This is a genomic window from Sphingobacterium sp. CZ-2 (assembly GCF_004526235.1).
Lineage (GTDB): Bacteria > Bacteroidota > Bacteroidia > Sphingobacteriales > Sphingobacteriaceae > Sphingobacterium > Sphingobacterium tenebrionis.
On sequence record NZ_CP038159.1, the window covers coordinates 1,870,855 to 1,897,104 of the forward strand.

A 26,250-nucleotide genomic window follows, 5' to 3' on the forward strand; every position below is an offset into this window, starting at 1 on the left:
TTAGTAAAAATAATCAATCAAATAAAGGTTCTTCAGAAAAATAAATCAATAAGTTGTTTAGCTTCTTTCACATCGTGTACACGAAGGAGTTGAACGCCTCTTTCCAATAATAAGGTATTCAATGCGATGGTACTTGGTAATACATCCTCCGGTTTCAGGTCCAATTTTTTATAGATCATGGACTTCCTCGAAATACCACCTAAGATCGGTAAACCAAAATAATGAAGCTGGTCCACCCGCATCAAAAGTTCATAATTCTGTTCAACGGTTTTGGCAAAGCCATATCCTGGATCCAAAATAATATCTTTCACACCAAGCGCACGTAATTGAGCCACCGCATTTCCCAAATGCACTGCCACATCATTGACCACATCTTCATACGACGTTAGCTGTTGCATGGTGGAAGGTGTTCCACGCATATGCATCAAAATATAAGGGACCTGCAATTCCGTTACGGTTTTAAACATCAAGGGATCTAAGGTCCCGCCGCCAATATCATTGATGATATGGCCTCCCGCTTGTACACTAGCTCTTGCTACTTCTGCCCGAAAGGTATCCACCGAAATAATCGCATCTGGAAATTCGCTCCTAATGCCCTCAATAACAGGGATGGCCCTGTCCATCTCTTCCTGCGCAGATATATCCTTTGCTCCAGGCCGGCTCGAATACGCACCTAGATCGATGATATCTGCACCTTCGGAAAGCAAACGCTCCGTATGTCGCAAAGCTTCATCTAAACCATTATGCTTCCCGCCATCAAAAAAAGAATCTGGCGTAACATTCAATATCCCCATGATCTTGGGCCTACTGAAATCCATCAATTGACCATTGATCTGAATCGTTTGACAGCTAGAAGTTTGGAAAATAGACATTAATGCCGGGATTTTAAAAATAAATAAGGCTGTAAATTTTCATTTACAGCCTCCAAAATAAGGTTTTTAGGTTTACTTTACAACTAAAACACCATCTGCAACAACAGAGATGTCTTTACGTGGCTTAGTAATCTTCGCAATCTCTTCCTTGCTTTTTCCCATATCTTCGGCATAGTGTTTTTGCCACTCTACCGTTGTTTCTTTAACTTTTGCTTTCCCTTCAACAACTACGGTCTTTCCAACCAAGTCCTCAGGTACAAAATAAGAATAATCCGTGAAACGAACCATGATCGGCTCTTGATCGCCAGCACGTTTGATGGTCAGGAAACATCCTTTTTTCTTACATACCTGAACCACTTCGCCTTCGATCTTTCCATTGAAAGATTCGGCCTTAGCAAAGGATTGCTCTAATTGTTTTACAGAAATAGCTCCTTTTTTATCGATTTTCTTTCCGTAGTTCACACCGACTTTGGCAGGTGTAATGGCTTGTTGCGCTTGGCTGATACTGATCATCGCGAATACAGCAACAAAAATGGCTAGTAATTTTTTCATATTATTTTCTAATAAATTCAAATTTACCACTTGGATCAAGCTTCATGATGGTCGATGCTTTACCTTCCGCATGGTTGTCTTGTCCAAATTTAACAACATAATCGACAGCTTTTCTAATTTCAGGGTCAATTTCATCAAAAGTTCCTGCAGATGGTTGTCCGCTGATATTAGCCGAGGTAGAAACGATAGGCTTTCGGAACCGTTGGATCAACTGCTCACAGAAGGGATGGTTGACGATACGTATACCAATACTCCCATCTTCTGCGATCACATTTTCAGCCAGATTCTTTGCGTCAGAATAGATGATCGTCAATGGCTTATCGCTCGCCTCGATCAATTCATAAGCAACTTCCGGAACTTCTTTCACATAACTTTGCAACTGATTATCATTGGCCAACAATACAATCATGCTCTTACCCTTATCCCTGCCCTTTAAGGCAAAGATCTTTTCTACCGCTTCCGGATTTGTAGCATCACAGCCTAAACCCCAGATCGTATCCGTAGGATATAAGATGATCCCTCCAGCTTTTAAGGTTTCTAAAGCCTGATGGAGATCCTCCCTATCGATAAATGCTCTGTTCATGAATAAATTAAACCGCTACGTTATGCTCACGTAAGGCATCGTTCAACGAGGTTTTCTTATCTGTAGATTCTTTACGTTGTCCGATGATCAAGGCACAAGGTACCTGATATTCTCCCGCAGGGAATTTCTTGGTATAAGAACCTGGAATCACGACTGAACGTGCAGGAACATAACCTTTATATTCTACTGGCTCAGGACCAGAAACATCAATAATCTTAGTAGATGCCGTCAATACCACGTTTGCACCCAATACTGCTTCCTCTTCCACACGGATACCTTCTACCACAATAGCTCTAGAACCAACGAACACATTGTCTTCTATGATTACTGGAGCAGCTTGAACAGGTTCTAGAACACCACCGATACCAACACCACCACTTAGATGTACGTTTTTACCGATCTGGGCACAGGAACCTACCGTAGCCCAAGTGTCCACCATTGTCCCCTCATCTACATAAGCACCAATATTTACATAAGAAGGCATCATGATTACCCCTTTTGCCAAGAATGCACCGTATCTTGCCGAAGCACCAGGTACTACACGAACACCAAGATCCTTGTAATTGGTTTTCAATTTCATTTTATCGTGGTAAACAAAAGGATCGTTCTTGATCTCTTTCATCGCACGGATCGGAAAATAAAGGATTACCGCTTTTTTGATCCAATCGTTCACATGCCAACGTTCACCAACAGGCTCCGCTACACGTAAATCTCCTTCATCCAACATTTGGATCACAAAAGCGATCGCTTCAAAGTATTCTTTATATTCTAATAATTGTCTGTTTTCCCAAGCTTCTTCAACTAGTTTTTTCAGGTTGCTTATTTCTGTCATAATGATTGCTGAACTTATAATAATTAGGCACAAATATAAGAAACTATCCCTATTTTTGTTATTATGGCGGAAGAGAAAGAGAAATTACGAATAGATAAATATTTGTGGGCAATTCGCTTATTTAAGACCAGGAGTTTGGCTACGGAAGCCTGCAAAGCAGGACGTGTCAAATTGAAAGGGCAGAACGTAAAACCATCTGCGGTGGTGAAAGTAGGCGATCAATACAGCATACAAAAAGGAATCGAAAGAAAGGTTATCTTAGTTACCGGCCTTTTGGAGCGCAGGGTAGATGCCAAGACTGCGGTTCAATTTTACGAAGATCACACACCGGTGGAAGAAACCTATGGTTTCAAATCCGTATTCCATGCACCGGTCCTGAAAAGAGATCGAGGTACTGGGCGACCAACCAAAAAAGACCGTCGGGAGATCGATGACCTGAAAAGTGATTGGTGGGAAAACGAAGAAGAAGATAAATAGACAATTATTACCTGATGTTATTACGAATATTCATTTTATGGGTTATGTTATCCATGGGCAAGCTATTGTTTGCCGATGATAATGCCGTATCCGTATCTACCGATTCGGTGGAAAGGGAATTGCAGAATACCCTTGCCCGGAAAATGGAATTTGAACGCGTTAAATTGAAGGATATCTTTCAGATCAAAGAGGCTTTGCGCAATACCAAAAGTATCAATACCCGCTATGACCTCCATTTGAAGTTATATAAGGCTTTTCTTACCTATCAGATGGATTCGGCGATCTATTATGTCAATCAGAATCTGCAATTGGCCAATGAATTGAATGATGTATTTAAACAGAACCAATCCCATATCCAATTGGCGGGGCTTTATTCATCGGCCGGTCGGTTTATTGAATCCAATGATATCCTGAAGCAGATCCACCGGAAAGGATTAGCCGATGAATTGTTGGCCGATTATTATCGTACCTATTCCGACTTTTATTCCCATTACGGTCAGAGTACTAATTATAATCATTATTTCACCTTAAGCGAGATCTACCGGGACTCCCTATTGTCGGTTATTCCTGAAAACTCTTTGGACCATCGCTTGATTATGGCGACCAGGGATCTATTTCGCAATAACCTGGATAGCGCAGAGTCTACTTTTCTAAAATTACTGAGTGAGTATGAAGAACCCCAACATGAAAGGGCCGTAATTGCCTATCTATTGGGGCTGGTACATAAGATGCGCTCAAATCGCGAAAAGCAGATCTATTATTTTGGGCTTTCAGCGATTACCGACATCAAGAATTCCGTGAAGGATAATGCCTCTTTACAGAGTCTTGCTTTGGTATATTTTGAAAAAAATGATATTGATAAGGCCTATCTATTTATTCAGGAGGCCATGGAAGATGCCCTGTTCTGTAATGTGAGGTACCGAACCATTGAAAACTCCTCTTTTTATCCGATCATCAATTCGGCCTTTCAGGAAAAGGAACAAGCTAGGAAAAAACAGCTTACTACCTTCCTATATACCATCAGTATCATGTCTGCCTTGTTGCTTTTGGTGCTGATTGTTGTTTATTTGCAGATGAAGCGTTTAAAGGAAGCTCGAAAGGATCTGAATAAAGTAAATAACGAACTCCAATTACTGAATGCCGAGTTATTGAAGGTTAATGATGATCTTCAGGAAGCCAACCTGGTCAAGGAAGAATATATGGCGCAGTTTTTTGAACTGTGCTCCTCCTATATTGAAAAACTGGATTATAATCGGAAAAGTATGCTCAAAAAGCTTTCCAGTAAACAATACGATGAACTGACCAAAGAATTGAAATCCCAGGATAACATCAAAACGGAACTGGAAGACCTCTACCATCATTTTGATGTGATCTTTTTGAGTCTTTATCCAACCTTCATACAAGAGTTCAATAAACTATTGAAATCTGAGGAACAGATCATCCTCAAACCTGACGAATTGTTGAATTCCGAGCTTCGGATCTTTGCCTTGATTCGTTTGGGAATTTCTGATTCCACCAAGATTGCCCAGTTCCTCCGGTACTCCTTAAGAACGGTTTACAACTACCGCGTGAAAGTGAAAAATAAGGTCATTGGTTCCAAAGAAGACTTCGATGAACGCATCAAAGAGATCGGAAACATGACGATTCAACCTTAAAATGGGTTACTTTTTTTCTCTGTAAAAACATCTATTTTGTTGACTGATAGTGGTTTTTGCTTTACTTCGTTTACTTTTTTAAAATTAGCCTTAACCATTTCGTAATATCAGCTTATTCCTTGCTTAACTTTGGTAACAAGGATTAAGGTTCTACCTGAATTATTTTAAATTATAAACTAGTTATACACCCATGAAACTTTTTACTAAAGTTAAGCAAGGTCTATTACTTTTTCTTTTTACGGTTTTTTTCAGCATGTCATATGCCCAATCCAATCTAACGGTAAACGGAAAAGTAATCGATGAATCCACAAACGAACCCATAGCTGGAGCTACGGTTTCCGTAATTGGCGGATCCAATTCAACCTCAACTAACAATGAGGGATCATTTACATTGACAAATGTTCCTGCCAATTCCAAGCTGAGGATTTCATTTATCGGCTATGTTAGCCAAGAGGTCATTTCCAAGGCCGATCTGACGGTTTCCTTAAAGAGTGCGACCAACACCCTAGAGGATGTCGTGGTGATCGGGTATGGTTCTGTTAAGCGAAAAGACGTAACGACGGCGATTTCATCCGTTTCTTTGGATGATATCAACGAAAGGCCGATCGTATCTGCTGAACAAGCGATCCAAGGTCGCGCGGCTGGGGTTTCTGTTACCCAAACTTCGGGTGCACCAGACGCTGGGTTATCGATTCGTGTTCGTGGTACGACCTCCTTTAATGGAAGTAATAACCCTTTATACGTCGTTGATAATGTACCTGTAGATAACATCAACTTTTTGTCACCAACCGATATCGCCGATATTCAGATCATGAAAGACGCTTCTTCGGCAGCCATCTACGGTTCACGCGGTGCCAATGGGGTTATTTTGATTACGACCAAAAAAGGTAAAACGGGTGCTCCGAAGATTACCTTCAACATGTTGGCTACCCAAAACAAAATCACAAACAAGATCACACCATTAAATACGGCTCAATACAAAGAGCTACAGGACGAAATCGGCATGATCAATCTTCCAAGCAATTTGACGGATCAGACCAACTGGTTTGATGAAACATTCCGTACAGGGGTGATTCAGGATTATCAAGTGTCGGTTTCGGACGGTAGCGAGCGATTGAAGTATATGATTTCCGGTGGATATGTAAATAACAAAGGGATTATTAATGAAGCATTTTTCAAGCGGTATAACTTCCGCGGAAATATCGAGAATAATATTCGCGAATGGTTGACCGTCAATGCAAATCTTTCCTACTCCGATTATGCTGGAAATGGCATTATCCAAGGTACGGGAGCTAACCGTGGTGGGGTAATCATGTCGACCATCAATACCCCAACCTATGCCCCTGTTTGGGATCCGTTCATGCCAGGACAATATTACAATAATTTCTATGGGGTGAATATCAATAGCCCATTGGAAAACATTGCCCGTACCAGCAATAATAAGAATAGAGAGAACAGGTTTATCGGTTCTGGTTCTGCGATCATCAAGTTTATGCCAGAGTTGAATCTGCGTACGACTTTTGCTTTGGATCGTAGAAACGCCATCTCTACTACTTTCTTAGATCCTTTGACTACTTCTTGGGGTAGAAACCAATTTGGTGAAGGTGCCGATTCGAGAAACATGAATACGGTGACTACATTCGATAATGTGTTGACCTATAATAAGAATGTGGAGAAGCATGGGTTTGAAGCGATGTTGGGATCATCTTATACCAAATCAGACTATACCAATAGTTATATCAATGCCTCTCATTACAGACCTGGCATGATCCAGACCTTGAATGCTGCCAATAAAATTTCTTGGACAGCAACCGGTTCTGGTGCATCCGATTGGGCGATCATGTCCTACTTCGGCCGGTTGACCTACAATTTTGATGGTAAATACATTATTACCGGTAATATGCGTGCGGATGGATCTTCAAAGCTTCATCCTGACAGCCGTTGGGGTTATTTCCCATCCTTCTCTGCAGCTTGGCGACTTTCTTCAGAAGATTTTATGAAGGATGTAGCCTGGATCAACGATCTTAAAATGCGTGGAGGTTGGGGTCTTACCGGTAACCAAGATGGAATTGGCGATTACGCTTACCTACAACGCTATTATATCACCAGAGAACCGTGGTTTGAAGAGACAAAAGAAAATGCCTTGGTCACTGTGACCCCTGCGAACCTGAGGACACCTGATTTGCATTGGGAAAATATGAAACAGGTGAATGTTGGTTTGGATTTCACTGGCTTTAACCAACGGTTGACTGTGAACTTGGATTATTATAACAAGACCACCAACGATATGTTGATGTATGTTTCCATTCCGGAAGGTCAAATTGCAAATAATATTCTGCGTAATGAGGGTGAAATGAGCAATAAAGGTTTTGAGGCAAATATCCTTAGCGAAAACTTAATTGGGGAATTCAAATGGAATACAGCGTTTAATATTTCGTTCAACAAAAACAAATTGGTAAGCTTGGATCTACAACAGATCTATCCAGCAGCCAGAACGGTAGAAGTGGTCAACGATTATGTGGTTCGCAACATGCCAGGCAAACCTATGGGCAGTTTCTTTGGCTACATCAGCCAAGGCGTAAACCCTGAGACTGGAGATATGATCTATCAGGATATCAATGGCGATGGCAGGATTTCATCTTCTGACCGTACGTTTATCGGTGATCCAAATGCAAACTTTACCTTCGGTTTGACCAATAATTTTGCCTATAAAGGATTCAATCTGAGTATCTTCTTACAAGGTTCACAAGGGAATGATATTTTCAATGCCTCCCGTATGGAAACTGAAGGGATGTATGATGGAAAAAACCAATCTACCCGCGTGTTGCAACGTTGGAGAGTACCAGGGCAGATCACTGAAGTGCCTAAAGCAGGATATAATATGTTGAATTCTACCTACTTTATCGAGGATGGTAGCTATTTAAGGGTTAAGAATGTATCCTTATCTTATAATATCAAAGGAGAGGTGTTGAACCGCATCGGAATTAACAGATTGCAGCCATTTGTTTCCGCTTCTAATCTATTCACTTTCACAAAATACACAGGTTTAGATCCCGAGGTGAATCAGTTTGGCAATAGTGGAGCAGTACAAGGAATTGATTGGGGAACATATCCACAGAGCAAATCATTTGTGGTGGGTCTGAACTTGGAGTTTTAGGTAATAAAAATTGAAAGCAATGAAAAGAAATTTTATATATCAATTAGCAGCACTGGCAATCATAGGATTGTTGGGTAGTTGTTCTTTAGATAAAGATCCAATCGATACGTTTTCCGATGTAACCGAAGGTGTTTCTGAGACAGGTGAAAAGGTGGTATTTAAAGATAGAGCAGCTGTGGAATCCCACATGTTGACCATCTATAACCAAATGCGCGACCGTCAGGAACATTGGTACCTGGATGTTTTATTGATCGCCGAATCCCATTCGGATAATGCCTATGCCGGAACTACCGGAGCAGAAGTGGTACCCTTTGAAAACAATTCGATCGAAGGATCCAACTCGGTGGTTGAACGCGATTGGAAAAGGTACATGGAAGATATTGCACGAGCGAATATCCTGATCCAATATATCGATTCTGTACAGGACAACACGCTTACGGAAGCAATTCGTAGAAGAATGAAAGGAGAAGCGAAAATATTCCGTGGTATGGTGATGTTCGATATGGTTCGTTTATTTGGTGATATTCCAGTGGTTACTACCATCGCGGGTGATATCACTGCTGAGACCATCAAGGATGTTTACAAAGACTATTTTCCTGAGCAAAAAACGGAGAAAGAAGCCTATCAACAGATTGAAAAGGATTTGTTAGACGCATTGGTGGATGCACCCGCAAATGATAATGCCAATAAAACGAGGTTCAGTAAATCAGTAGCGAAAGCGTTATTGGCGAAAGTATATGCCGAAAAACCTTTACGCGACTATAACAAAGTCATCCAATATGTGGATGAATTAGCAGCGGATGGGTTTGACCTGGAAGCTGATTTTACCGATCTGTTCGGTGTGGTGGAAGGAACCGCAGATGCGAAGAAAAGAAATTCGAAAGAAAGTATTCTGGAGGCTCAATTCTTTGTTGGGAATGGTAACTGGGTAACCTGGATGTTCGGTAGGGATCTTTCCAATTATAACAATGCTTTTGACTGGGCAAAATGGGTAACCCCATCACGTGATCTGATCAAAGCTTTTACCAATGAGGCCGATCAGATCCGTTATACCGAATCGATTGTTTATTACGAAGCCAAATGGAGTAATTACTATCCATCCAATAACTATCCTTTTATGTATAAAACCCGTTCAGCATATAGCAATATCATTAAATTCAGATATGCGGATTTATTGTTGCTCAAAGCTGAAGCATTGATCCAGAAGGATGGACCAAACCTAGCTGCTGCTGCAGATATCATCGATAAAGTTCGTACGCGGGTAAAACTACCTCGCCTAAGCAGCGCGACCAAAGCGAGCAAGGATGCCATGTTGGATGCTTTAATGAAAGAAAGAAGATTGGAATTGGCATTTGAAGGCCAAAGATGGTTCGATTTAGTGCGAAACAATAAGGTAGAAGCTGTGATGAATGCCGTTTTTGCCAAGGATTCAGGAAGAAAAGCACAGGTTTATCAGTTTAATGAGAATTCGTATAGACTTCCAATTCCACAGGCGATCATCGATCAGAACCCAAATATCAAACAAAACTTAGGTTATTAATTTAGAACATGATGAATTTCAAGAAATATATTTTAGCTGTTAGCGTTCTGACCACAGGAATGATTGCCTGTGGAAATGACAACTTTAACGGTGGCGATCCGATCAAGCCGACCAATCCAACTTCTGGCGATGTAAAGATCTATACAACGACCTCCTCCATGAGCCAGGATTTCGAGCGAACTTTTGTTAATTTCAATAAAACGGCAAGTATGTCGCCAAAAACCATCAAGATCGACGAGTCTAAGACTTTTCAGACCATGGATGGTTTCGGTTCTGCAATTACTGGTTCAACAGCTTACAACCTGCTGAAGATGAGTGAAACAGATCGTGCTAAGTTTTTGAAGGAAACCTTTTCTCCGACCGAAGGGATGGGCCAGAGCTATATCCGTATAGCTATCGGCTGTTCCGATTTCTCTTTGAGTGAATATACCTTGGCAGATAAACCAGGAATCGAAAACTTTGCCCTTCAAGAAGAGGAATTGAAATATGTAATTCCGGTTTTAAAGGAGATTTTAGCGATCAATCCAGATATTAAGATCATGGGTTCGCCTTGGACGCCGCCAACTTGGATGAAGGTGAACAACTTGACCGATCTTAAACCGCATGAGTCTTGGACCGGGGGGCACTTAAATCCTAAATATTACCAGGATTATGCCACCTACTTCGTAAAATGGATTCAGGCGATGGCCGCTCAAGGCATCAATATCTATTCCATTACGCCTCAAAATGAGCCATTGAATGCGGGCAACTCCGCTTCCTTGTTGATGTTCTGGTCAGAACAACAGGCATTTGTGAAAACGGCATTAGGTCCGAAAATCAAAGCTGCTGGTTTGACCACTAAAATCTATGCTTTTGACCATAACTATAATTACGACGATATGCCAGAGCAAGAGGATTATCCGGTAAAAATCTTCCAGGATCCTGCAGCGGCAGCCTTTTTTGCAGGTTCAGCTTTCCATAATTATGGGGGTAACAAAGATGAATTATTGGACATTCATGCCAAAGCACCTAATAAGGATATCGTTTTTACAGAAACATCCATTGGAACCTGGAATGATGGCAATGTATTGGGCAAACGTCTTACCGAAGATATGCGTGAAGTGGCGCTAGGGACCGTAAATAATTTCAGTAAAGCAGTTATTGTTTGGAACTTGATGTTGGATTCTGACAAAGGACCAAACCGTGAAGGTGGATGTCAAACTTGTTATGGAGCTGTGGATATCAGTAAAGCGGATTATAAAACGATCCGTAGAAATTCTCATTATTATATCATTGGCCACATGTCTTCGGTGGTTAAACCAGGAGCTGTTCGTATTGGTACAACAGGGTATACCGACAGTAATTTGACCTATGCAGCATTTAAAAACACCGATGGATCCTATGCTTTCGTGATTACCAATCATTCTGGAGCTGATTCATTCATCGTGTTGGAGGATGGTAAGAACAATTTTGGCTATACCGTTCCTGCTAGTTCGGTAGTTTCTTATACTTGGAAAAAATGAAAAAACTAATCAATTATACCGCAATATTATGCCTTTTTACCTTGCTGTTCTCGTGTAAAGAGGATGAATTTATCGTTCCAATTGGTGGCGGGTCACCAAGCATGGAAATCACGAATCTGCCAAAAACAGCTTTCTTCGGAGATAGTCTTGCTTTCTCGGTCAATGTTAAAGATCAAGGTGTCGCTTTGTCCACGTTAAAAGCTCAGCTTTTATTCAGTGGGGAAGTGGTTGCCGAGAAGATTATCCGTACGAAAGATTATGGCGAATATACTGGAAAATTATTTGTGCCTTTTCTTAAGGATATTCCAAATGGTGCCGCAGAATTGAAATTTACCTTGGAAAACGTGGAATTGGTGAAATCCGATACCAGTCAGTCCATCACGATCAGTAGACCTGATTTTCCTCATATCAATTTGGTGACACCTACCAAGACCTATAAAATGAACAGGGTAGCACTGAATAAGTATGAATTAACAGAAAACCTACCATTCAAAGTAAACGGTTATTTAGAGGCACCAGCATTTGGAGCTGCAGGAAACCCGATTCAATTTGGTTGGGAAAATGATATGATAACGCAAGGGATCACACAGAATATTCCTTTCTCCAATTCGGTATCTGGTGTTTATACCATTTCGTTCAATACCCTTACTTATGAAGCAGCACCTTTTATTATTGGTTATGCGTTCAATGGAGAGGGAATGAAAATGGTAAACGACAACCTGTACAGTGTTGATCTGACGATTGAAAATGGACAAGAGATTACGATTGATGGTATCGAAGGATTGTCGGCTTGGGGCATCAGTTCCGATTATATCCGTGAGGATGGGGGTAAATATTACTTCAACGCTATGAGCGGTAAATACCGTTTCTATGCGAATTTCGATAAAGAATATATTTACGCGGAAGCGATGAACGGAAGTAACCTAGCGAGCTTAAATGCAGACGGAACCGGCGCTATTTGGATCATCGGTGAAGGAATCGGTAAACCAACGGTAGCATCGAATGAAGTAGGCTGGAACCCAGATAATGCGATCTGTATGGCGCCAATTGGTGGCAAGAAATACCGTGTAACGGTGATCGCTGGAAAATCCATCAAAACGGATAACATCAACTTTAAATTCTTCCATCAAAAAGGATGGGGCGGTGAATTCAAGAATGAATTGACCACGACAAGTGATGTGGTATTTGTTGGAAATGGAAGTAACGGTAGAGATCCGGGTAACTTAGGATTATTGGCTGGCAAGACTTTGACGGCGGATACAACCTATGAATTTGTGGTCGATCTATCGGAAGGCAATGCCAAACCAAAATTGACAGTGACAAAGAAATAACCTAACTATTAATACACAAGCACCCAAAGGCTGGATATCACTTGATATCCAGCCTCTTTTTTTTGTGGCAATATTTGGTTAATTTGTGGAAATGATTAGTTAATGATGAAAAAGATTCTATATACGCTACTAACTTGTTTAATGATGGTGGGAAGTCAGGATAATAGCCAGGCTCAGGCTAAAAAAGAAGTGAAATATGTGTTGGCCATCCATGGGGGTGCCGGAACGATTCTGAAGAAGAACATGACTGATTCCTTGGAGAAGGCTTATATTGCTGCTTTAACGGAAGCCTTGGAAAAGGGGTATGCCAAGATAAAGAACGGTGAATCCAGTCAGGATGCGGTCATTGCCGCGATAGAAGTCATGGAGAATTCGCCTTTGTTCAATGCTGGAAAAGGTGCGGTATTTACCAATCAAGGAAAGAACGAATTGGATGCTTCCATTATGGATGGAAAAACCTTGAAGGCTGGTGCTGTTGCAGGAATTACCATTGTTAAGAACCCTATCAAGGCAGCAAGAGCGGTAATGGATAAATCGGAGCATGTGATGATGATTGCGAGGGGGGCGGAGGAATTTGCTAAAAAACAGGGCTTGGAGATCGTTGATCCCCAATATTTCTGGACACAGCAACGATGGGATGGATTGCAGCGGGCATTGGAACGCGATAAGGAAAGGATGGAATTGGATCATGATGGACAGCAAAGTAATTTGCCGCCTGTTATTAAGGATGAAAAGTTTGGAACGGTAGGTTGCGTGGCCTTGGATAAAGCTGGGAATCTAGCGGCAGGAACCTCTACCGGCGGCATGACCAACAAGAAATTTGGAAGGGTAGGGGATTCTCCGATCATCGGCGCAGGGAATTATGCGAATAATGAAACAGCAGCAATTTCTTGTACAGGATGGGGGGAGTTTTATATTCGGACCTCTGCAGCTTTTAATGTTTCAGCAAGGATGAAATATGGAAAGGAAAATGTGGCATCGGCAAGTAAGGCGGTAATCGATGAAATCGGTAAGCTAGGCGGCGATGGGGGGATGATCGCTTTGGATGCTCATGGAAATGTGGCCATGCCTTTTAATACCGAAGGTATGTATCGCGGAACTGTAACGGAGGATGGAGAGATAAAGGTGGAAATTTATAAGTAGTTTTTTTGCTGCGTCCGGGCTGCAGTCATTGGATGCACTGCCTTATTGCGTGCACTGATTCATTGAGGTCACTGCGTCATTTCGTACTTATGCGTCATTGCGAGGAGGCCCTGCGTCATTGCGAGGAGGCACGACGAAGCAATCTTTCGATTAATGTCATCCTGAGCAGCGTCGAAGGATCTGTAATGGTACCAAATGTAGATGCTTCGACTTCGCTCAGCATGACATGGGTAAAGATTGCTTCGTTCCTCGCAATGACGCCCAAGTCTATCATCTAACATCTATCATCTATCTACTCCGGTATCTCATAAACATGCATATACCTCACAATAGCATTAGCCCGTCTATTCACCCAATTAGATGGCCTTCGTGCGTCCCATTTCTGCGGGCTAGGCAGCACCGCAATAATCAATGCCGCTTCCTTCTTCGTCAAACTCTTCCCCGATTTATGGAAATAATATTGTGAAGCCGCTTCCGCCCCATAAACCCCTTGTCCCATCTCTATCACATTCAAATACACCTCCAATATCCTTTTCTTACTCCATAAACCCTCAATCAACAACGTAAAATAAGTCTCCAATCCTTTCCGGAACCAAGACCTTCCCGGCCAAAGAAACACATTCTTCGCCGTTTGCTGACTGATCGTACTCCCTCCCCTCAATTTTTTCCCCGCCTTATTCTTCTCAAAAGCCTGCTTGATCGCTTCCGTATCAAAACCATTATGCGTCAAAAAATGAGCATCTTCACCCGCAATGGCCGCTCTTTTCAAATTATCCGAGATATCCTCGTAATCCAACCACTTCTTATCGATCTTCCATTCCTTCCCTGCAGCCTTCCTTTCAAAGCCCCTAGTCAACATCAGATACGTAATGGGAGGATTGATAAAACGCAGGGCGATCACCCAAAGAATAGATAGCACAAAAAATGCAATAAGTCCCCTTAATGCATAGTAACCCACCTTCCTCCACAAAGTGGATTTTCCCTTGCTGTTGTTTTGTTTGACTTTATTCTTTTTGGTACTGCGCTTAATGGCCATAACCTTGAATTTTTATGCAAACATAAGAGGTATTTTTTAATAATTCTGCTATTTTTACATCTTATTCAAAATTGGCATATCTTGGCAAAAGAGAAGAAACAAACCCCTTTAATGCAGCAATATAATACCATCAAGGCGAAATATCCTGGTGCCCTTTTGTTGTTTAGAGTGGGGGATTTTTACGAGACGTTTGGGGAGGATGCGGTGAAGGCCGCCAAAATTTTAGGGATTGTTCTAACAAAACGCGGTAATGGCACCGAATCGGAAACGGCATTGGCAGGATTTCCGCACCATTCCTTAGAGACTTATCTACCAAAACTGGTGCGTGCCGGACAACGTGTGGCGATATGCGACCAATTGGAAGATCCCAAACAGACCAAAACCATCGTGAAACGCGGGGTGACCGAATTGGTAACTCCAGGTGTTTCTTACAATGAAAACATCGTTCACCAAAAATCAAACAATTACCTTGCCTCCCTTTATACCGAAAAATCGGTCGTTGGAGTGTCCTTCTTGGATATTTCAACCGGCGAATTTTTGGTCGCCCAAGGGAATGTAGGTTATATCGATAAATTGTTGCAAGGTTTCAAGCCAACGGAGATCATTCTTCCCAAGAAGCAGTATAAAGAGTTTCTGGAACAGTTTGGTTCCGGATACTATACCTATACCCTGGATGAATGGCCATATTCTGGAGATTATGCCGAGGAACAGTTATTGAAGCATTTTGAGGTGAAATCCATGAAAGGCTTTGGGGTAGATCGCATGAACATCGGCATCATTGCTGCTGGTGTGGCGCTGCATTACCTGAATGAAACCGAACACCGAAATCTGCAGCATATTTCCAATATTTCCCGAATCGAGGAAGATCGCTACATGTGGTTGGATCGTTTTACGATCCGTAACCTGGAGTTGATCGGTTCTGCCAATGAAAATGCCAGTACTCTTTCGGATGTCCTGGATGAAACATCTTCGCCTATGGGTGCACGATTGTTGAAACGCTGGATCATCATGCCTTTGAAGGATGAAAAGGCTATTCAGGAGCGACTACAGGTGGTGGAATATTTCCATAACCACCGCGATGTACGTGACGAGCTTATCCATGAGATTAAGCAGGTGGGTGATCTGGAACGCCTGATCAGTAAAATCGGACTTCAGAAGGCGAATCCTCGCGAGATCATCCAATTGAAGCGGGCCTTATATGCAGTGGAAAAACTGAAGGAGATGACCAATGCTTCGGATACGGAATCGCTACGGATGATAGCCGAACAGTTGAACCCTTGTCTCCTTATTCGGGAAAAGATCGAAAAAACGGTTAAAGCCGAACCTCCGGTGGCATTGAACAAAGGGAATGTGATCGAAGATGGGGTGGATGTGGATCTGGATAAGCTGCGAAAGGTGGCATTCGGTGGAAAGGATTACCTTTTGGAAATCCAACGTCGGGAATCGGAGGCTACGGGTATCCCATCGCTTAAAATAGCTTTCAATAATGTCTTTGGTTATTATTTAGAGGTCACCAATACCCATAAAGATAAAGTTCCGGATAGTTGGATCCGCAAACAGACCTTGGTCAATGCAGAACGCTACATCACCGAAGAACTTAAAGAATACGAAGAACAGATCTTAGGTGCCGAGGAGAAAATCCAGGTCATCGAAAATAGGATCTATGCCGAATTATTGCAGGATATCGCAGCTTACATCAAGCCCATCCAGCTCAATGCGCAATTGATCGCCAAGTTGGATGTGTTGTTGAACTTTGCGGTGATCGCGGAAAAGAACTATTACATAAAACCTGAGATCAATAATTCTCGTGTATTGGATATCAAAGGCGGTAGACATCCTGTGATCGAAAAGAAACTTCCGATTGGGGAGGATTACATCACGAACGATACCTTTTTGGATCCAGAAACGCAACAGATCATTATTATTACCGGTCCGAATATGGCGGGTAAATCGGCCTTGCTTCGTCAAACGGGCCTGATTGTATTGATGGCTCAGATCGGAAGTTTTGTTCCAGCGAAGGAGGCAAGTATTGGTATTGTCGACAAGATCTTTACCCGTGTCGGGGCTTCGGATAATCTATCCTCTGGAGAATCGACTTTTATGGTGGAGATGAATGAAACGGCAAGCATCATGAATAATCTTTCTGACCGCAGTTTGATCCTCTTGGATGAGATTGGTCGTGGAACGAGTACCTATGATGGTATTTCTATAGCCTGGGCTATTGCAGAATATTTGCACGGGCATCCGAGCTGTCAGGCAAAGACGCTTTTTGCGACCCATTACCATGAATTAAATGAGCTCTGTAATTCCATGCCCCGCATTAAGAATTATAATGTTAGTGTGAAAGAGGTGAATAATAAGGTGATCTTCCTAAGGAAATTGGTTCCCGGAGGCTCTGAACATAGCTTTGGTATACATGTCGCGAAATTGGCAGGTATGCCGCCGAAGTTGATCGGTCGTGCGAATGATATTCTGAAACGTTTGGAGCAGGAACGCACCGGCGGAGAAAAGATCAAGGATAGCATGCGGAAGATCCAAAAGCAGGCCTATCAATTGCAGATGTTTGCTATTGATGATCCGGTGCTGGAGAAGATCAGGGATATGCTGAACAACCTGGACGTGAATACCCTAACGCCTGTGGAAGCCTTGATGAAATTGGATGAGATCCAACGTTTGCTAAAGAATTAGTATTTCGTGTTTAAATTAGAAACTCGTATTTAATATTGGGATAGGATGGGACAGGTATTTCAATTCAAACAATTTGCTGTAGATCAGAATAATGTACCGATGCGGATCAATACCGATGGGGTCTTATTGGGCGCAACGGCTGGATTTCATCAAGAAGAGGCTGTTGATGGATCAGCAGTTAATGCGGGAGCCATGAATATCTTGGATATCGGAACAGGTACCGGTGTCATTGCTTTAATGCTTGCCCAACGTTTTGAACAGGCGAAGGTATGGGGTGTGGAAATTGATGAACTGGCCGCTGAAACCGCAGGCATGAACTTTAAGCAATCGCCCTTCAAGGACAGGATGCAGCTTGTTCATGGCGATATCTTTCACTGGCAAACGGAACTGCATTTCGACTTGATTGTGTCCAATCCTCCATTCTATATAAATTCCCTCCATAATCCGGATCAACGGAAAAAAGTTGCAAAACACACGGATGATACCTTTTTCAAAGAGATGATCAAATTTGCTTCGGAAAGGTTGAAGGCAGATGGGCAAATTCAGCTAATTGTTCCCATTGAGATGGAACAGTTCTTAAAAGATGAGGCTATTGCGCATGGCCTGGAATGGAACGGACAATGCAATATCCGATCTTTTGAAGATTCGGATAGTTTTCGTTGCATCATCAGTTTTGCCCGTAAAGCCCATCAGCCAAAAACAGAAGAATTTATTATCTATAAGGGCCGAGGGATTTATTCAGATGCCTATAATCATTTGTTGGAACCTTTCTTTTTAGCTTTTTAATATGAAAATCGGACTGATTTCGGATACGCATAGTTATTTGGACGATGCGGTCTTTGAATATTTCAAAGACTGTGATGAGATTTGGCATGCTGGAGATTTTGGCTCCTTGGAGGTTATTGAAAGGTTGCAGGCTTTTAAACCACTAAAAGGGGTGTTTGGGAATATCGATGCAAAGGATATTCGGATGATCTATCCGGAGAATCTGCGTTTTCAATGTGAAGGAGTGGATGTTTGGATGACGCATATTGGAGGATATCCCGGGAAATATAGTCCCCTGGTTCGGGAAGAGATCCGCAAGAATCCCCCAAAGTTATTTATCTGTGGGCATTCGCATATTTTGAAGGTGCAGTTTGATCAGAAATTGGGTTTATTGCATTTAAATCCCGGTGCAGCCGGAAAACAGGGTTGGCATAAGCAAAGAACGCTAATGCGTTTTGAGATCAATCAGGATCGGATAGAGAACCTGGAAGTGATCGAGTTGAACCCGAGATGGTGATGGAAAATAAATGGTATATCCGTTTATAAACTATATTCCTATTATAAACTATCCCTTACTTCCAGCAAGAAACTTTTCAGTTTTTCCAAGGAATCCACGACCCGTTGATTTTCCTTAGCTTCATTTTTATTGTTTCTAAGAAAGTCTCGAGCGCCTTGAAGGGTGTACCCTTTATCTTTGACGAGATTAAAGATGATCTTTAGGTTAGCGATATCATCTGGAGTGAATAATCGATTTCCTTTTTTGTTTTTCTTGGGTTGCAGGATATCAAATTCACGCTCATAAAAACGGATTTGTGAGGCATTTACATCGAACATTTCGGTAACTTCCCCCATTGTATAGTACAATTTATTGATTTCGCGTTCTTTATATGGCATGAATTAATGCTTTTGGTGATTATAACAAATATACAATCAATTTTGAAATTAAAAAAAAGCTATATTTTTATAGCGAAAAACAAAGTTATTGTACAAATTCTATAAAAAGTATATTCTGATCGATGAAAGGGAAAATTATAGTGAGTAAGTTCTGGACGCGTTTTTTTTCAGCCGGAAAAGCGCAGGCCATCACGATATTTCCATTTATCTTTTTGAGGGAACTGTCGAATCGATCAGATAAAGTTTTGATCAACCATGAGAGGATTCACCTTTCGCAAGCATTGGAATTGTTGATTCTGCCCTTTTACTTCTTTTATCTTTTGGAATTTCTATTCCGCTTTGTACAGTACCGAAATTTTCTTCAAGCCTATGTGCATATCTCCTTTGAAAGGGAAGCCTTTGAAAATGAGGAAAACCTGTATTATATTAAGAAGAGACGGCCTTTTAGTTTTCTGAAGTATTTGAAAAAGTAAAGTTTTCTGTAGTAGCTTCACTGTGCAAGTAGGATAAAAGCAAAAAAAGCGATCAATATTGATCGCCTAATTTTTTGTTAATGGTATTTAAACAAATAATATTTATACCTACTTCACTAATTTCAAGAAAGTAGCTACTTTATCTTTCAGTTGTCTTCTATCTACGATAAAATCCAAGAACCCATGCTCCAATACAAACTCCGAAGTTTGGAATCCTTTTGGAAGATCTTTTTTGATGGTTTCTTTAATTACACGAGGACCTGCAAAACCGATCAACGCACCTGGTTCTGCGATATTAATATCACCTAACATCGCGTAAGATGCCGTAACACCTCCAGTTGTAGGATCTGTTAATAAGCAGACGTAAGGTAGTTTTGCTTGCGCAAGAAGAGCGAGTTTAGCCGATGTTTTCGCCATTTGCATCAATGAAAAAGCGGCCTCCATCATACGTGCACCTCCGGATTTGGAGATCAGCATAAAAGGCAGTTTATGTTCGATACAATAATCGATTGATCTCGCTATTTTTTCACCAACAACAGAACCCATGGAACCTCCAATGAAAGAGAAATCCATACAAGCGATCACAATTTCCTGTCCATCTAGCTTCCCTACAGCAGAGCGCAAAGCATCGTTCAATCCTGTTTTTGCCTGACTTTCTACCAAGCGATCCTTATAAGGTTTGCTATCGATAAAATTTAAGGGGTCTCCAGCTTTTAGGTTAGGGAATAGTTCGGTGTATTCGTTATTGTCAAATAATACAGAAAAATAAGCCGTCGAGCCAATTCTAATGTGGTAATCGCAATAATGACAAACGTATTTATTTTCTACCTGCTCAACATTCAAAAGTGGTTTTTTACAGTTCGGACATTTATTCCACATCCCATCTGGTGCCTCCTTTTTATGTTCGGTCGCAGTTTGTATTCCTGCTTTGTTTCTTTTAAACCAACTCATAGATTCATGTTAATTCGGATTACAAATAAACGAAAAATATCTAATATGTGATTAGAATTCTTTGCGGATTGCTGGATACTGTTTCCCAGCAGGAATCTGGAATGGTAATCTTAATTACAATGTGATGTGTTTACTTCAGTAATATTTTATACTCCATTTCATAAAATGGCGTTCATATTTATAAGCAAATGTAACCCTCCCGAAAATTCGGACTGTCTGAAACGCGAAAATTCGTAACTTAGAACAGTACAATGAAAAAGACAAGAATCAGCGAGAGCCAGATTGTTTCTGCGATCAAGCAACATGAATCGGGTAAAAGCACTTCGGACATCTGCAGGGAGTTGGGTGTCCACCAAGCAACCTTTTACACTTGGAAGAAGAAGTATTCCGGGATGGACAGCCAAGAGCTGCGCCGTATGAAGGAACTGGAGGAAGAGAACCGCCGTCTCAAGCAGATGTATGCGGACCTCGCCCTGGACCACAAGATCCTCAAGGACGTACTATCAAAAAAGTTCTAAGGCCCTGCCAGCGCAAGGATATGGCTGCTTATGTTATTTCTATGCACCAGATCAGCATCAGCAGGGCCTGCAAGGTTGTCAACCTGCCGAAGTCGATGTATTATTACAGGAACAGGAAGGACGACAGCGAAACGATAGCGAAGCTCCGAGAGCTGGCCGATCGGTATCCAACCGAAGGACAGGACCTTTACTATTCACGTATTCGACATGAGGGACTGAAGTGGAACTACAAACGAATCCGCAGGGTGTATCAACTCTTGGGGATGAACCGTCGCAGAAAGACCAGGAGACGACTTCCAGCCCGGGTAAAGCAACCGTTATCGATTCCAGAAAGGCCGCTTAAAACATGGTCTCTGGACTTTATGAGCGACGTACTGACCAATAAGCGCAAGTTCAGGACCCTGAACATCATTGATGACTTTAACAGGCGGGCCATCGCTATTGAAGTTGCGCACAGTATGCCAGCAAACAACGTAACCTATCTATTGGATCGCATCATAAAAGAGCAGGGAAAACCTTCACGTTTCCGTACGGATAACGGCCCTGAATTTATCAGTAGGGAATTTCGAGATTGGTGTGCTGGCAAAGAAATAGAGATACAGTACATTCAACCAGGCAGGCCGATGCAAAACGGTTACATTGAACGTTTCAACCGCACATTTCGGGAAAGTATCCTGGATGCCTACCTCTTTGAAGATACACAGCAAGTACAGATACTTGCAGAAGAATGGATTCAGGATTACAACTACAAAAGACCACATGAGTCATTGGGAGGAAAGACACCAATGGAATACGATGCCCTGCCGGCGGCATGTTATCAATAGGTCAACTTTAAAAAAGATTGACCTATTGATAACAACTATTTTTAAATTTGAAAACTCGCCTGGATGCCAGTCCGAAAATAGGGAGGGTTACACAAACTTCATATTTTTATAATAAATAAAGTGTTAAGTATATTTTTTTCTTGAAATAATATTGGTTGAGTTAACATATATTAATTATTCAAGATCAAAAGTAGTATAATATAGAGTTTATGAGCAAACTGGATCAATACAACTATTAAATTGTATAATATGAAATTTCTCCACACAGTTATTTTGATGCAAATAGCTCTTTTGGTGCTCATGTCTTGCCATCAAAAAAAGAAAGGCTTCAGCAGCGAGGATATACAAGGAAGGTGGGCAATCGATATGGTATTTGAAAACCATAGTTTAGATCGGGTCATGGAAAATTCACCACACGATGTATATCCAACTCGTAATCTTTTCGGTGTTTTTTCAAATGGCTTTTATTTCTATGGGGATTCTTGTAATTATAAACCTGGTTTTTTTGATAGGAATAATTCAGATAATGGAATACCTATGTTGATTGGCTCCAAAACGAAATTTAAAATTAATGGCGACACACTTAAGGTATGGGATATAGTTAATCTGGATTGGCAAATGTTGTTAATAAAAGGCCTTGATGAAAAGAGTTTGATGCTTCAAACAATAGGAATTAATGATGAGGTATTTAAATATAAAAAGGTTGAAAAAGTTTCAAACAGTATTAGAAGTTTTGATAAAGTAATCGTTGTATCAATTACTCCTGAAGATCTCTCAGATGAATTATACACCCTAGATAATGAAGGCAATTATTTATATCAAAAATTTGAAATAAGAGAAATAGATGAAATTCCCGGTTCTTTTTATCAATCCAAATTAAAGGCGAATCTATTAGAATCAATAATTGATGGTTTTGATTTTATTGATCTTGATTCACTACAAGAAGAATACTTATCCGCAAAGATGGGAGGTAATACGACGAATTTTGTGTTTTTTATTAAAAACGGTGAAATATCGAAGGTCATTGAAGATCATGACCATGTTTCTCCGGACGAACTTCAGTGGGGATATAACGCTGTGATCTTTTTGCGGAGACAGCTAGATATGAAATTTGTTAAATCTCAAAAGGATATTAATGGGAGTGAGGAAATTGAATTACTTCATCCCCGGATTTTCAAAGAAGTGAAAGAACGTTTAGGTTGGCATTGGGATTATATTGAAGCCAATAAAAAGGTGTTGAATAAAACTCCTACAAATTAAATTTTTTTGAGATGGTTAATATAATCATCTTTCATAACCAAATTATTATTTGACCATTCAAAGCGTCATTGCCTTTTGTAGATGAGAATGCTATATTTATCATTTATTTTTAATGAAATTAAGGGATTGTTAGTCATTTCGGTCTGCACCTTTTAAATTTTTATCGTTTTCACGGTAATACGATATGATTTTTTCAAATTCAACAGTTGAACCATTGAAAATTTACTAAATATTATCCTTTTAAGATCATCAATTATTCATTAAAAATAAATTCCATTCTAGGTTTAAAAGGGTTTGAAGTGGGTATTGGTTTAAAACTTTATGAATGAAAGGTGTTTCTAATTTGAAAGTATGTTGTTAGTATAATTGATATACATTTTACATACTTTCGGTATACTTTCACCTTGCTTTCAGTGCGATGCCAATATTGATCAACCAAAATTTATGTTTAAGTAGGTTTTATAAATTATATTTATAAAACGAAGTTAGAATTAATTATGAGTTTGATATCCAAGGATAGTTATATGTAGTATGTTTTATTGATTTTATTAAATCTTAGCTCTTGTAAAAATATGATTAATGAGGATGTATACCCTTTAGATTTTTATACCCAGTATAGTCAATTTTATTTGACTGATGGGGCTGATGAAGATTCTGGTGGCGTTTTATGGACAGACACAGCTTTTTACCAAAGAATGGCCTCTGATAAAGGGTTTTTAGCTGTAGGAACAGAATGTTATGGTCCGGTAAAAGGACGATTGGAGATAAAGAATGATGGATCTAATATTGGGAACTTAGATGAGTATGATCATGTTGTTGAAGGTAAAATCGATATTGAGACAGGTGTTTTACAAGTTCAGGACTGTCCTACATCAAGTGTAGTTCTAGAAGTTGAGTTGCCATCGGGATTGTATAGTGTTCGGGTTTATTCAAAAGGTTTGACGACTGTTGAGGGGGATGAAGGAGATGATTTTTATCGTATAGTTATTTGGCCAGCTATGAATAATGATAGGAAAGTAAATGTCTTAAAACAATACACTCCTTAATTTCGATAATACAGAATACTAGTATACTAAATCGTGGTGCCAATCTTTAAACAGGTTGGCACTATTGTTTTATTGCGCATATGTTTTCCTAACCTTGTAATCCCTGATGAGCACATCGGCCAGCTTGGGGGCCACCTGCACGGAAGGCGTTCGCGTTGGTGGTGGCATATGATATAAATCTTTAACAAAAAGCATTTACGAGCATACATTAAATGCTTTTGAGAGAGGTAAACTTAAAGTCTTTCATTATGATCGGGATAAAGATAGGCGAAACCTAAGAAGACTAGAGGTGTTCGAAGATTATGATTGGATTAGAGGTTTGTCTGCTTTGCAAGTTTATTTTAAGTTCGTGTTTTATGAATATGTTGTATAGAAGTAATGAGTTAAATCTTGATACAGATTATTATCAATTTTTTTTAGTTGATGGAGATAGAGGCCTATCTCAAAGCTTTTGGTTAGTTGAGGAAGATTTTTTTCAAGAATTGACTCATCAAACGGTATTATTGTAGTTCGGACAGAAAGAAGTGGGGTATTGAAGGTCGCGGAAGGTTGAAAAAGGGCAAATCATATAATCCTAAATATGGTAAAAAACGAGAATAGAATTAACTGAGCTGGCAAAGAAAAAGGTGACAAGATAGCTAAGGATATGTAAAAATTAATAGACCAAGCTGAAAGCATTCATGACAAACTAAAAACAACGAAACGATGATAAACCTAAACAACTTTATAGAGAGATTAGCAGAATATGAAAGAAACATAAATGTGATTTCTCACGATTTAATGCTTAGAATTAAAAATGATACCTCCTTCTTCAATTATTTGAATAACGTTGATCAAAAGTATTTAAACGACATAAGATTAATTTTAATTATGACAGCTGCACTACAGATTTCTGAGACAGAATCGATATATGATTCTTTTGAGTTAGAGGATATAGCTAAAATATTTGATATCCTTGTAAAACAACATAAATCTAATTTAGACTTGAATTTGGAAGCAATATACTTTAATTACAACGTAATGACGGATAATAATAGAGCCCTCGCCTTAATAATTGAGTTGGAAGAAAGACTCACTGCAGAACTATCAAAAATTTATGAAATTAAAAATGAAATACAAAAAGAAATATAGCTGCTATACCATTAAATTAACTATTAACGTTATGAGATTTTTAATGTTGTTTATAATGATATCCGCAATCAATACTGCTCCAACAAATTTTTGATCGTAAAAAATCCCTCTTCAATATTGGATATTTGAAGAATTAGAGCGATTACCAGCAATGTTTCAGCCTGATGAAATTGACCAGACCAAGTCGTCTTAACGCAGGATGCAGTGCAGCGCAGTAAGGCCAGTAAGGAATGGAGCTATACGATATATGATGCCTTCGGGCGTGTGACCGGGACAGGATGTCTACGGTACTCAGCTTCAACCACCTGGACCTATCCGAAACGGCCACGAGGCCGGGCACGAGCGTTTCGTATGTATACGATGCGCTGGGGACCAAGCTCTCCCGGATATCGACGGTGAACTCGGTGGGCGTCCGTCAGGACTATGCCTTCGGGAAGACCCGGTCACTTGTATCGGGAGGGAACAATCGCTATCTTTCCAATGGCAAGGAGGTACAGCAGGAGCTGGGCGGACAGCTGGACTACGGGGCAAGGTTCTATGACAGTGAGATAGGCAGGTGGAACGTGGTGGATCCGCTGGCGGAGGCTTTTGAAAACGTATCACCGTATGTGTACGGGATGAACAATCCGATTAGCTACATTGATCCTACTGGGATGGCTGCAACCGATTCTACCATATTTGGAGGTATAATTGAAACGGTTACTGTTTGGGGCAATAAATTAAATAACTTTAGGTGGCCAACATGGACTTATCATGTGCCGATATTTGGCTCTGCTGCGGAGAGTGGAAACAACCTAGCAGACGGTCGTCCCGGCTTTGCTGCAATAAATTTTGCTACTTCTTTGGCCGAATTGTTCACCGCGGGGTATCTCAGTAAATATAAGCTTGGAACAAAAATGATGTCGTACGCTGCAGACGATGTTGTGGTTACAGGGTTGAAGATTAGACAGGGAGTAAAAGAAGCATTCAAGAAGCATGCACTTGCAAATGGGTGACATAATGATCTTGGCGTTTCTGAAG

At 40.6% G+C, this 26,250-nt stretch carries 25 protein-coding genes; 18 read left to right on the forward strand and 7 right to left on the reverse strand.

The features are described 5' to 3' along the window. Positions 1-32: 32 nt before the first annotated feature. The 4 genes from folP to E3D81_RS08300 all read right to left on the reverse strand — a co-directional run bounded on the left by folP (position 33) and on the right by E3D81_RS08300 (position 2,839). Positions 33-872, reverse strand: coding sequence for a dihydropteroate synthase (gene folP, locus E3D81_RS08285; protein ID WP_134777098.1), 840 nt, complete (start codon positions 870-872; stop codon positions 33-35). 72 nt (positions 873-944) lie between these two features. Beyond that, positions 945-1,424, reverse strand: a complete 480-nt coding sequence (locus E3D81_RS08290; protein WP_134777099.1) for a DUF4920 domain-containing protein — start codon at positions 1,422-1,424, stop codon at positions 945-947. A gap of 1 nt (position 1,425) precedes the next feature. Further along, on the reverse strand, positions 1,426-2,007 hold the full coding sequence (locus E3D81_RS08295; protein ID WP_134777100.1) for an L-threonylcarbamoyladenylate synthase: 582 nt from the start codon (positions 2,005-2,007) through the stop codon (positions 1,426-1,428). A gap of 7 nt (positions 2,008-2,014) precedes the next feature. Beyond that, positions 2,015-2,839: a 2,3,4,5-tetrahydropyridine-2,6-dicarboxylate N-succinyltransferase gene (locus tag E3D81_RS08300; RefSeq protein ID WP_099367706.1), complete on the reverse strand. Its 825-nt coding sequence runs from the start codon at positions 2,837-2,839 to the stop codon at positions 2,015-2,017. A gap of 63 nt (positions 2,840-2,902) precedes the next feature. Here E3D81_RS08300 and E3D81_RS08305 point away from each other — a divergent pair, with 63 nt between their 5' ends. The 7 genes from E3D81_RS08305 to E3D81_RS08335 all read left to right on the forward strand — a co-directional run bounded on the left by E3D81_RS08305 (position 2,903) and on the right by E3D81_RS08335 (position 13,644). Continuing rightward, positions 2,903-3,316 carry an RNA-binding S4 domain-containing protein gene (locus tag E3D81_RS08305; protein WP_134777101.1) on the forward strand — a complete coding sequence of 138 codons (414 nt, stop codon included), beginning with the start codon at positions 2,903-2,905 and terminating at the stop codon, positions 3,314-3,316. A 14-nt stretch (positions 3,317-3,330) separates the two neighbouring features. Then, complete coding sequence (locus E3D81_RS08310) at positions 3,331-4,971, forward strand: DUF6377 domain-containing protein (protein WP_167554261.1); 1,641 nt, start codon at positions 3,331-3,333, stop codon at positions 4,969-4,971. A gap of 190 nt (positions 4,972-5,161) precedes the next feature. After that, positions 5,162-8,128, forward strand: a complete 2,967-nt coding sequence (locus E3D81_RS08315; RefSeq protein WP_134777103.1) for a SusC/RagA family TonB-linked outer membrane protein — start codon at positions 5,162-5,164, stop codon at positions 8,126-8,128. A gap of 19 nt (positions 8,129-8,147) precedes the next feature. Further along, positions 8,148-9,668, forward strand: a complete 1,521-nt coding sequence (locus E3D81_RS08320; protein WP_134777104.1) for a RagB/SusD family nutrient uptake outer membrane protein — start codon at positions 8,148-8,150, stop codon at positions 9,666-9,668. 8 nt (positions 9,669-9,676) lie between these two features. Then, positions 9,677-11,170 carry a glycoside hydrolase family 30 protein gene (locus tag E3D81_RS08325; protein WP_209023120.1) on the forward strand — a complete coding sequence of 498 codons (1,494 nt, stop codon included), beginning with the start codon at positions 9,677-9,679 and terminating at the stop codon, positions 11,168-11,170. Continuing rightward, entirely contained in the window at positions 11,167-12,501 is a 1,335-nt protein-coding gene (locus E3D81_RS08330; protein ID WP_134777105.1) for a DUF5121 domain-containing protein, read from the forward strand. Before E3D81_RS08325 ends, E3D81_RS08330 begins: the two co-directional genes overlap by 4 nt. 102 nt (positions 12,502-12,603) lie before the next feature. Beyond that, a complete protein-coding gene (locus E3D81_RS08335) occupies positions 12,604-13,644 on the forward strand; it encodes an isoaspartyl peptidase/L-asparaginase family protein (RefSeq protein WP_209023121.1) in 1,041 nt (346 codons plus the stop codon). 292 nt (positions 13,645-13,936) lie between these two features. Here E3D81_RS08335 and mtgA read toward each other — a convergent pair whose 3' ends face one another. Beyond that, positions 13,937-14,680, reverse strand: a complete 744-nt coding sequence (gene mtgA, locus E3D81_RS08340; protein WP_134777106.1) for a monofunctional biosynthetic peptidoglycan transglycosylase — start codon at positions 14,678-14,680, stop codon at positions 13,937-13,939. A gap of 111 nt (positions 14,681-14,791) precedes the next feature. Here mtgA and mutS point away from each other — a divergent pair, with 111 nt between their 5' ends. The 3 genes from mutS to E3D81_RS08355 are packed head-to-tail and all read left to right on the forward strand — an operon-like array spanning position 14,792 to position 18,650. Continuing rightward, complete coding sequence (gene mutS, locus E3D81_RS08345) at positions 14,792-17,368, forward strand: DNA mismatch repair protein MutS (protein WP_245153318.1); 2,577 nt, start codon at positions 14,792-14,794, stop codon at positions 17,366-17,368. A gap of 45 nt (positions 17,369-17,413) precedes the next feature. Then, positions 17,414-18,154, forward strand: a complete 741-nt coding sequence (locus tag E3D81_RS08350; RefSeq protein ID WP_134777108.1) for a tRNA1(Val) (adenine(37)-N6)-methyltransferase — start codon at positions 17,414-17,416, stop codon at positions 18,152-18,154. A 1-nt stretch (position 18,155) separates the two neighbouring features. Continuing rightward, a complete protein-coding gene (locus E3D81_RS08355) occupies positions 18,156-18,650 on the forward strand; it encodes a metallophosphoesterase family protein (protein ID WP_134777109.1) in 495 nt (164 codons plus the stop codon). 41 nt (positions 18,651-18,691) lie between these two features. On the opposite strand, the gene E3D81_RS08360 is transcribed toward E3D81_RS08355, so the two are convergent. Continuing rightward, on the reverse strand, positions 18,692-19,027 hold the full coding sequence (locus E3D81_RS08360) for a MerR family transcriptional regulator (protein WP_099367696.1): 336 nt from the start codon (positions 19,025-19,027) through the stop codon (positions 18,692-18,694). Between the two features lie 122 nt (positions 19,028-19,149). Here E3D81_RS08360 and E3D81_RS08365 point away from each other — a divergent pair, with 122 nt between their 5' ends. After that, on the forward strand, positions 19,150-19,500 hold the full coding sequence (locus E3D81_RS08365; protein WP_209023122.1) for a hypothetical protein: 351 nt from the start codon (positions 19,150-19,152) through the stop codon (positions 19,498-19,500). 108 nt (positions 19,501-19,608) lie between these two features. On the opposite strand, the gene accD is transcribed toward E3D81_RS08365, so the two are convergent. Further along, the gene (gene accD / locus E3D81_RS08370) at positions 19,609-20,451 is read right to left on the reverse strand and encodes an acetyl-CoA carboxylase, carboxyltransferase subunit beta (RefSeq protein ID WP_099367695.1); all 843 of its coding nucleotides are present in this window, start codon (positions 20,449-20,451) and stop codon (positions 19,609-19,611) included. 251 nt (positions 20,452-20,702) lie between these two features. Here accD and E3D81_RS17380 point away from each other — a divergent pair, with 251 nt between their 5' ends. The 7 genes from E3D81_RS17380 (at position 20,703) to E3D81_RS17585 (ending at position 26,225) form a co-directional block, all read left to right on the forward strand. Further along, positions 20,703-20,969 carry a transposase gene (locus E3D81_RS17380; protein WP_185218669.1) on the forward strand — a complete coding sequence of 89 codons (267 nt, stop codon included), beginning with the start codon at positions 20,703-20,705 and terminating at the stop codon, positions 20,967-20,969. Positions 20,970-20,989: 20 nt separating this feature from the next. Then, positions 20,990-21,793 (forward strand): IS3 family transposase, encoded by an 804-nt coding sequence (locus E3D81_RS08375; RefSeq protein ID WP_209023051.1) that lies wholly within the window; start codon positions 20,990-20,992, stop codon positions 21,791-21,793. A 249-nt stretch (positions 21,794-22,042) separates the two neighbouring features. Then, on the forward strand, positions 22,043-23,053 hold the full coding sequence (locus tag E3D81_RS08380; RefSeq protein WP_134777110.1) for a hypothetical protein: 1,011 nt from the start codon (positions 22,043-22,045) through the stop codon (positions 23,051-23,053). Between the two features lie 572 nt (positions 23,054-23,625). Next, positions 23,626-24,099: a hypothetical protein gene (locus E3D81_RS08385; protein WP_134777111.1), complete on the forward strand. Its 474-nt coding sequence runs from the start codon at positions 23,626-23,628 to the stop codon at positions 24,097-24,099. A 302-nt stretch (positions 24,100-24,401) separates the two neighbouring features. Beyond that, positions 24,402-24,608, forward strand: a complete 207-nt coding sequence (locus E3D81_RS17210) for a hypothetical protein (RefSeq protein ID WP_167554262.1) — start codon at positions 24,402-24,404, stop codon at positions 24,606-24,608. A gap of 196 nt (positions 24,609-24,804) precedes the next feature. Then, entirely contained in the window at positions 24,805-25,230 is a 426-nt protein-coding gene (locus E3D81_RS08390; protein WP_134777112.1) for a hypothetical protein, read from the forward strand. 278 nt (positions 25,231-25,508) lie between these two features. Further along, the gene (locus E3D81_RS17585; RefSeq protein ID WP_134777113.1) at positions 25,509-26,225 is read left to right on the forward strand and encodes an RHS repeat-associated core domain-containing protein; all 717 of its coding nucleotides are present in this window, start codon (positions 25,509-25,511) and stop codon (positions 26,223-26,225) included. The last annotated feature ends 25 nt before the right edge of the window (positions 26,226-26,250 follow it).

Bases quoted from the DNA above. Each gene is read 5' to 3' on its own strand.
- E3D81_RS08355 (WP_134777109.1), top strand. From the start codon at position 18,156: ATGAAAATCGGACTGATTTCGGATACGCATAGTTATTTGGACGATGCG.
- E3D81_RS08350 (WP_134777108.1), top strand. From the start codon at position 17,414: ATGGGACAGGTATTTCAATTCAAACAATTTGCTGTAGATCAGAATAAT.
- E3D81_RS17380 (WP_185218669.1), top strand. From the start codon at position 20,703: ATGAAAAAGACAAGAATCAGCGAGAGCCAGATTGTTTCTGCGATCAAG.
- E3D81_RS08325 (WP_209023120.1), top strand. From the start codon at position 9,677: ATGATGAATTTCAAGAAATATATTTTAGCTGTTAGCGTTCTGACCACA.
- E3D81_RS08375 (WP_209023051.1), top strand. From the start codon at position 20,990: ATGGCTGCTTATGTTATTTCTATGCACCAGATCAGCATCAGCAGGGCC.
- E3D81_RS08320 (WP_134777104.1), top strand. From the start codon at position 8,148: ATGAAAAGAAATTTTATATATCAATTAGCAGCACTGGCAATCATAGGA.
- E3D81_RS08360 (WP_099367696.1), bottom strand. From the start codon at position 19,027: ATGCCATATAAAGAACGCGAAATCAATAAATTGTACTATACAATGGGG.
- E3D81_RS08390 (WP_134777112.1), top strand. From the start codon at position 24,805: ATGATAAACCTAAACAACTTTATAGAGAGATTAGCAGAATATGAAAGA.
- E3D81_RS08315 (WP_134777103.1), top strand. From the start codon at position 5,162: ATGAAACTTTTTACTAAAGTTAAGCAAGGTCTATTACTTTTTCTTTTT.
- E3D81_RS17210 (WP_167554262.1), top strand. From the start codon at position 24,402: ATGATTGGATTAGAGGTTTGTCTGCTTTGCAAGTTTATTTTAAGTTCG.
- E3D81_RS08385 (WP_134777111.1), top strand. From the start codon at position 23,626: ATGATTAATGAGGATGTATACCCTTTAGATTTTTATACCCAGTATAGT.
- E3D81_RS08310 (WP_167554261.1), top strand. From the start codon at position 3,331: ATGTTATTACGAATATTCATTTTATGGGTTATGTTATCCATGGGCAAG.
- E3D81_RS08305 (WP_134777101.1), top strand. From the start codon at position 2,903: ATGGCGGAAGAGAAAGAGAAATTACGAATAGATAAATATTTGTGGGCA.
- E3D81_RS08300 (WP_099367706.1), bottom strand. From the start codon at position 2,839: ATGACAGAAATAAGCAACCTGAAAAAACTAGTTGAAGAAGCTTGGGAA.
- E3D81_RS08330 (WP_134777105.1), top strand. From the start codon at position 11,167: ATGAAAAAACTAATCAATTATACCGCAATATTATGCCTTTTTACCTTG.
- mtgA (WP_134777106.1), bottom strand. From the start codon at position 14,680: ATGGCCATTAAGCGCAGTACCAAAAAGAATAAAGTCAAACAAAACAAC.
- E3D81_RS08335 (WP_209023121.1), top strand. From the start codon at position 12,604: ATGATGAAAAAGATTCTATATACGCTACTAACTTGTTTAATGATGGTG.
- E3D81_RS08295 (WP_134777100.1), bottom strand. From the start codon at position 2,007: ATGAACAGAGCATTTATCGATAGGGAGGATCTCCATCAGGCTTTAGAA.
- E3D81_RS08380 (WP_134777110.1), top strand. From the start codon at position 22,043: ATGAAATTTCTCCACACAGTTATTTTGATGCAAATAGCTCTTTTGGTG.
- E3D81_RS17585 (WP_134777113.1), top strand. From the start codon at position 25,509: ATGTCTACGGTACTCAGCTTCAACCACCTGGACCTATCCGAAACGGCC.
- folP (WP_134777098.1), bottom strand. From the start codon at position 872: ATGTCTATTTTCCAAACTTCTAGCTGTCAAACGATTCAGATCAATGGT.
- E3D81_RS08290 (WP_134777099.1), bottom strand. From the start codon at position 1,424: ATGAAAAAATTACTAGCCATTTTTGTTGCTGTATTCGCGATGATCAGT.
- accD (WP_099367695.1), bottom strand. From the start codon at position 20,451: ATGAGTTGGTTTAAAAGAAACAAAGCAGGAATACAAACTGCGACCGAA.
- E3D81_RS08365 (WP_209023122.1), top strand. From the start codon at position 19,150: ATGAAAGGGAAAATTATAGTGAGTAAGTTCTGGACGCGTTTTTTTTCA.
- mutS (WP_245153318.1), top strand. From the start codon at position 14,792: ATGCAGCAATATAATACCATCAAGGCGAAATATCCTGGTGCCCTTTTG.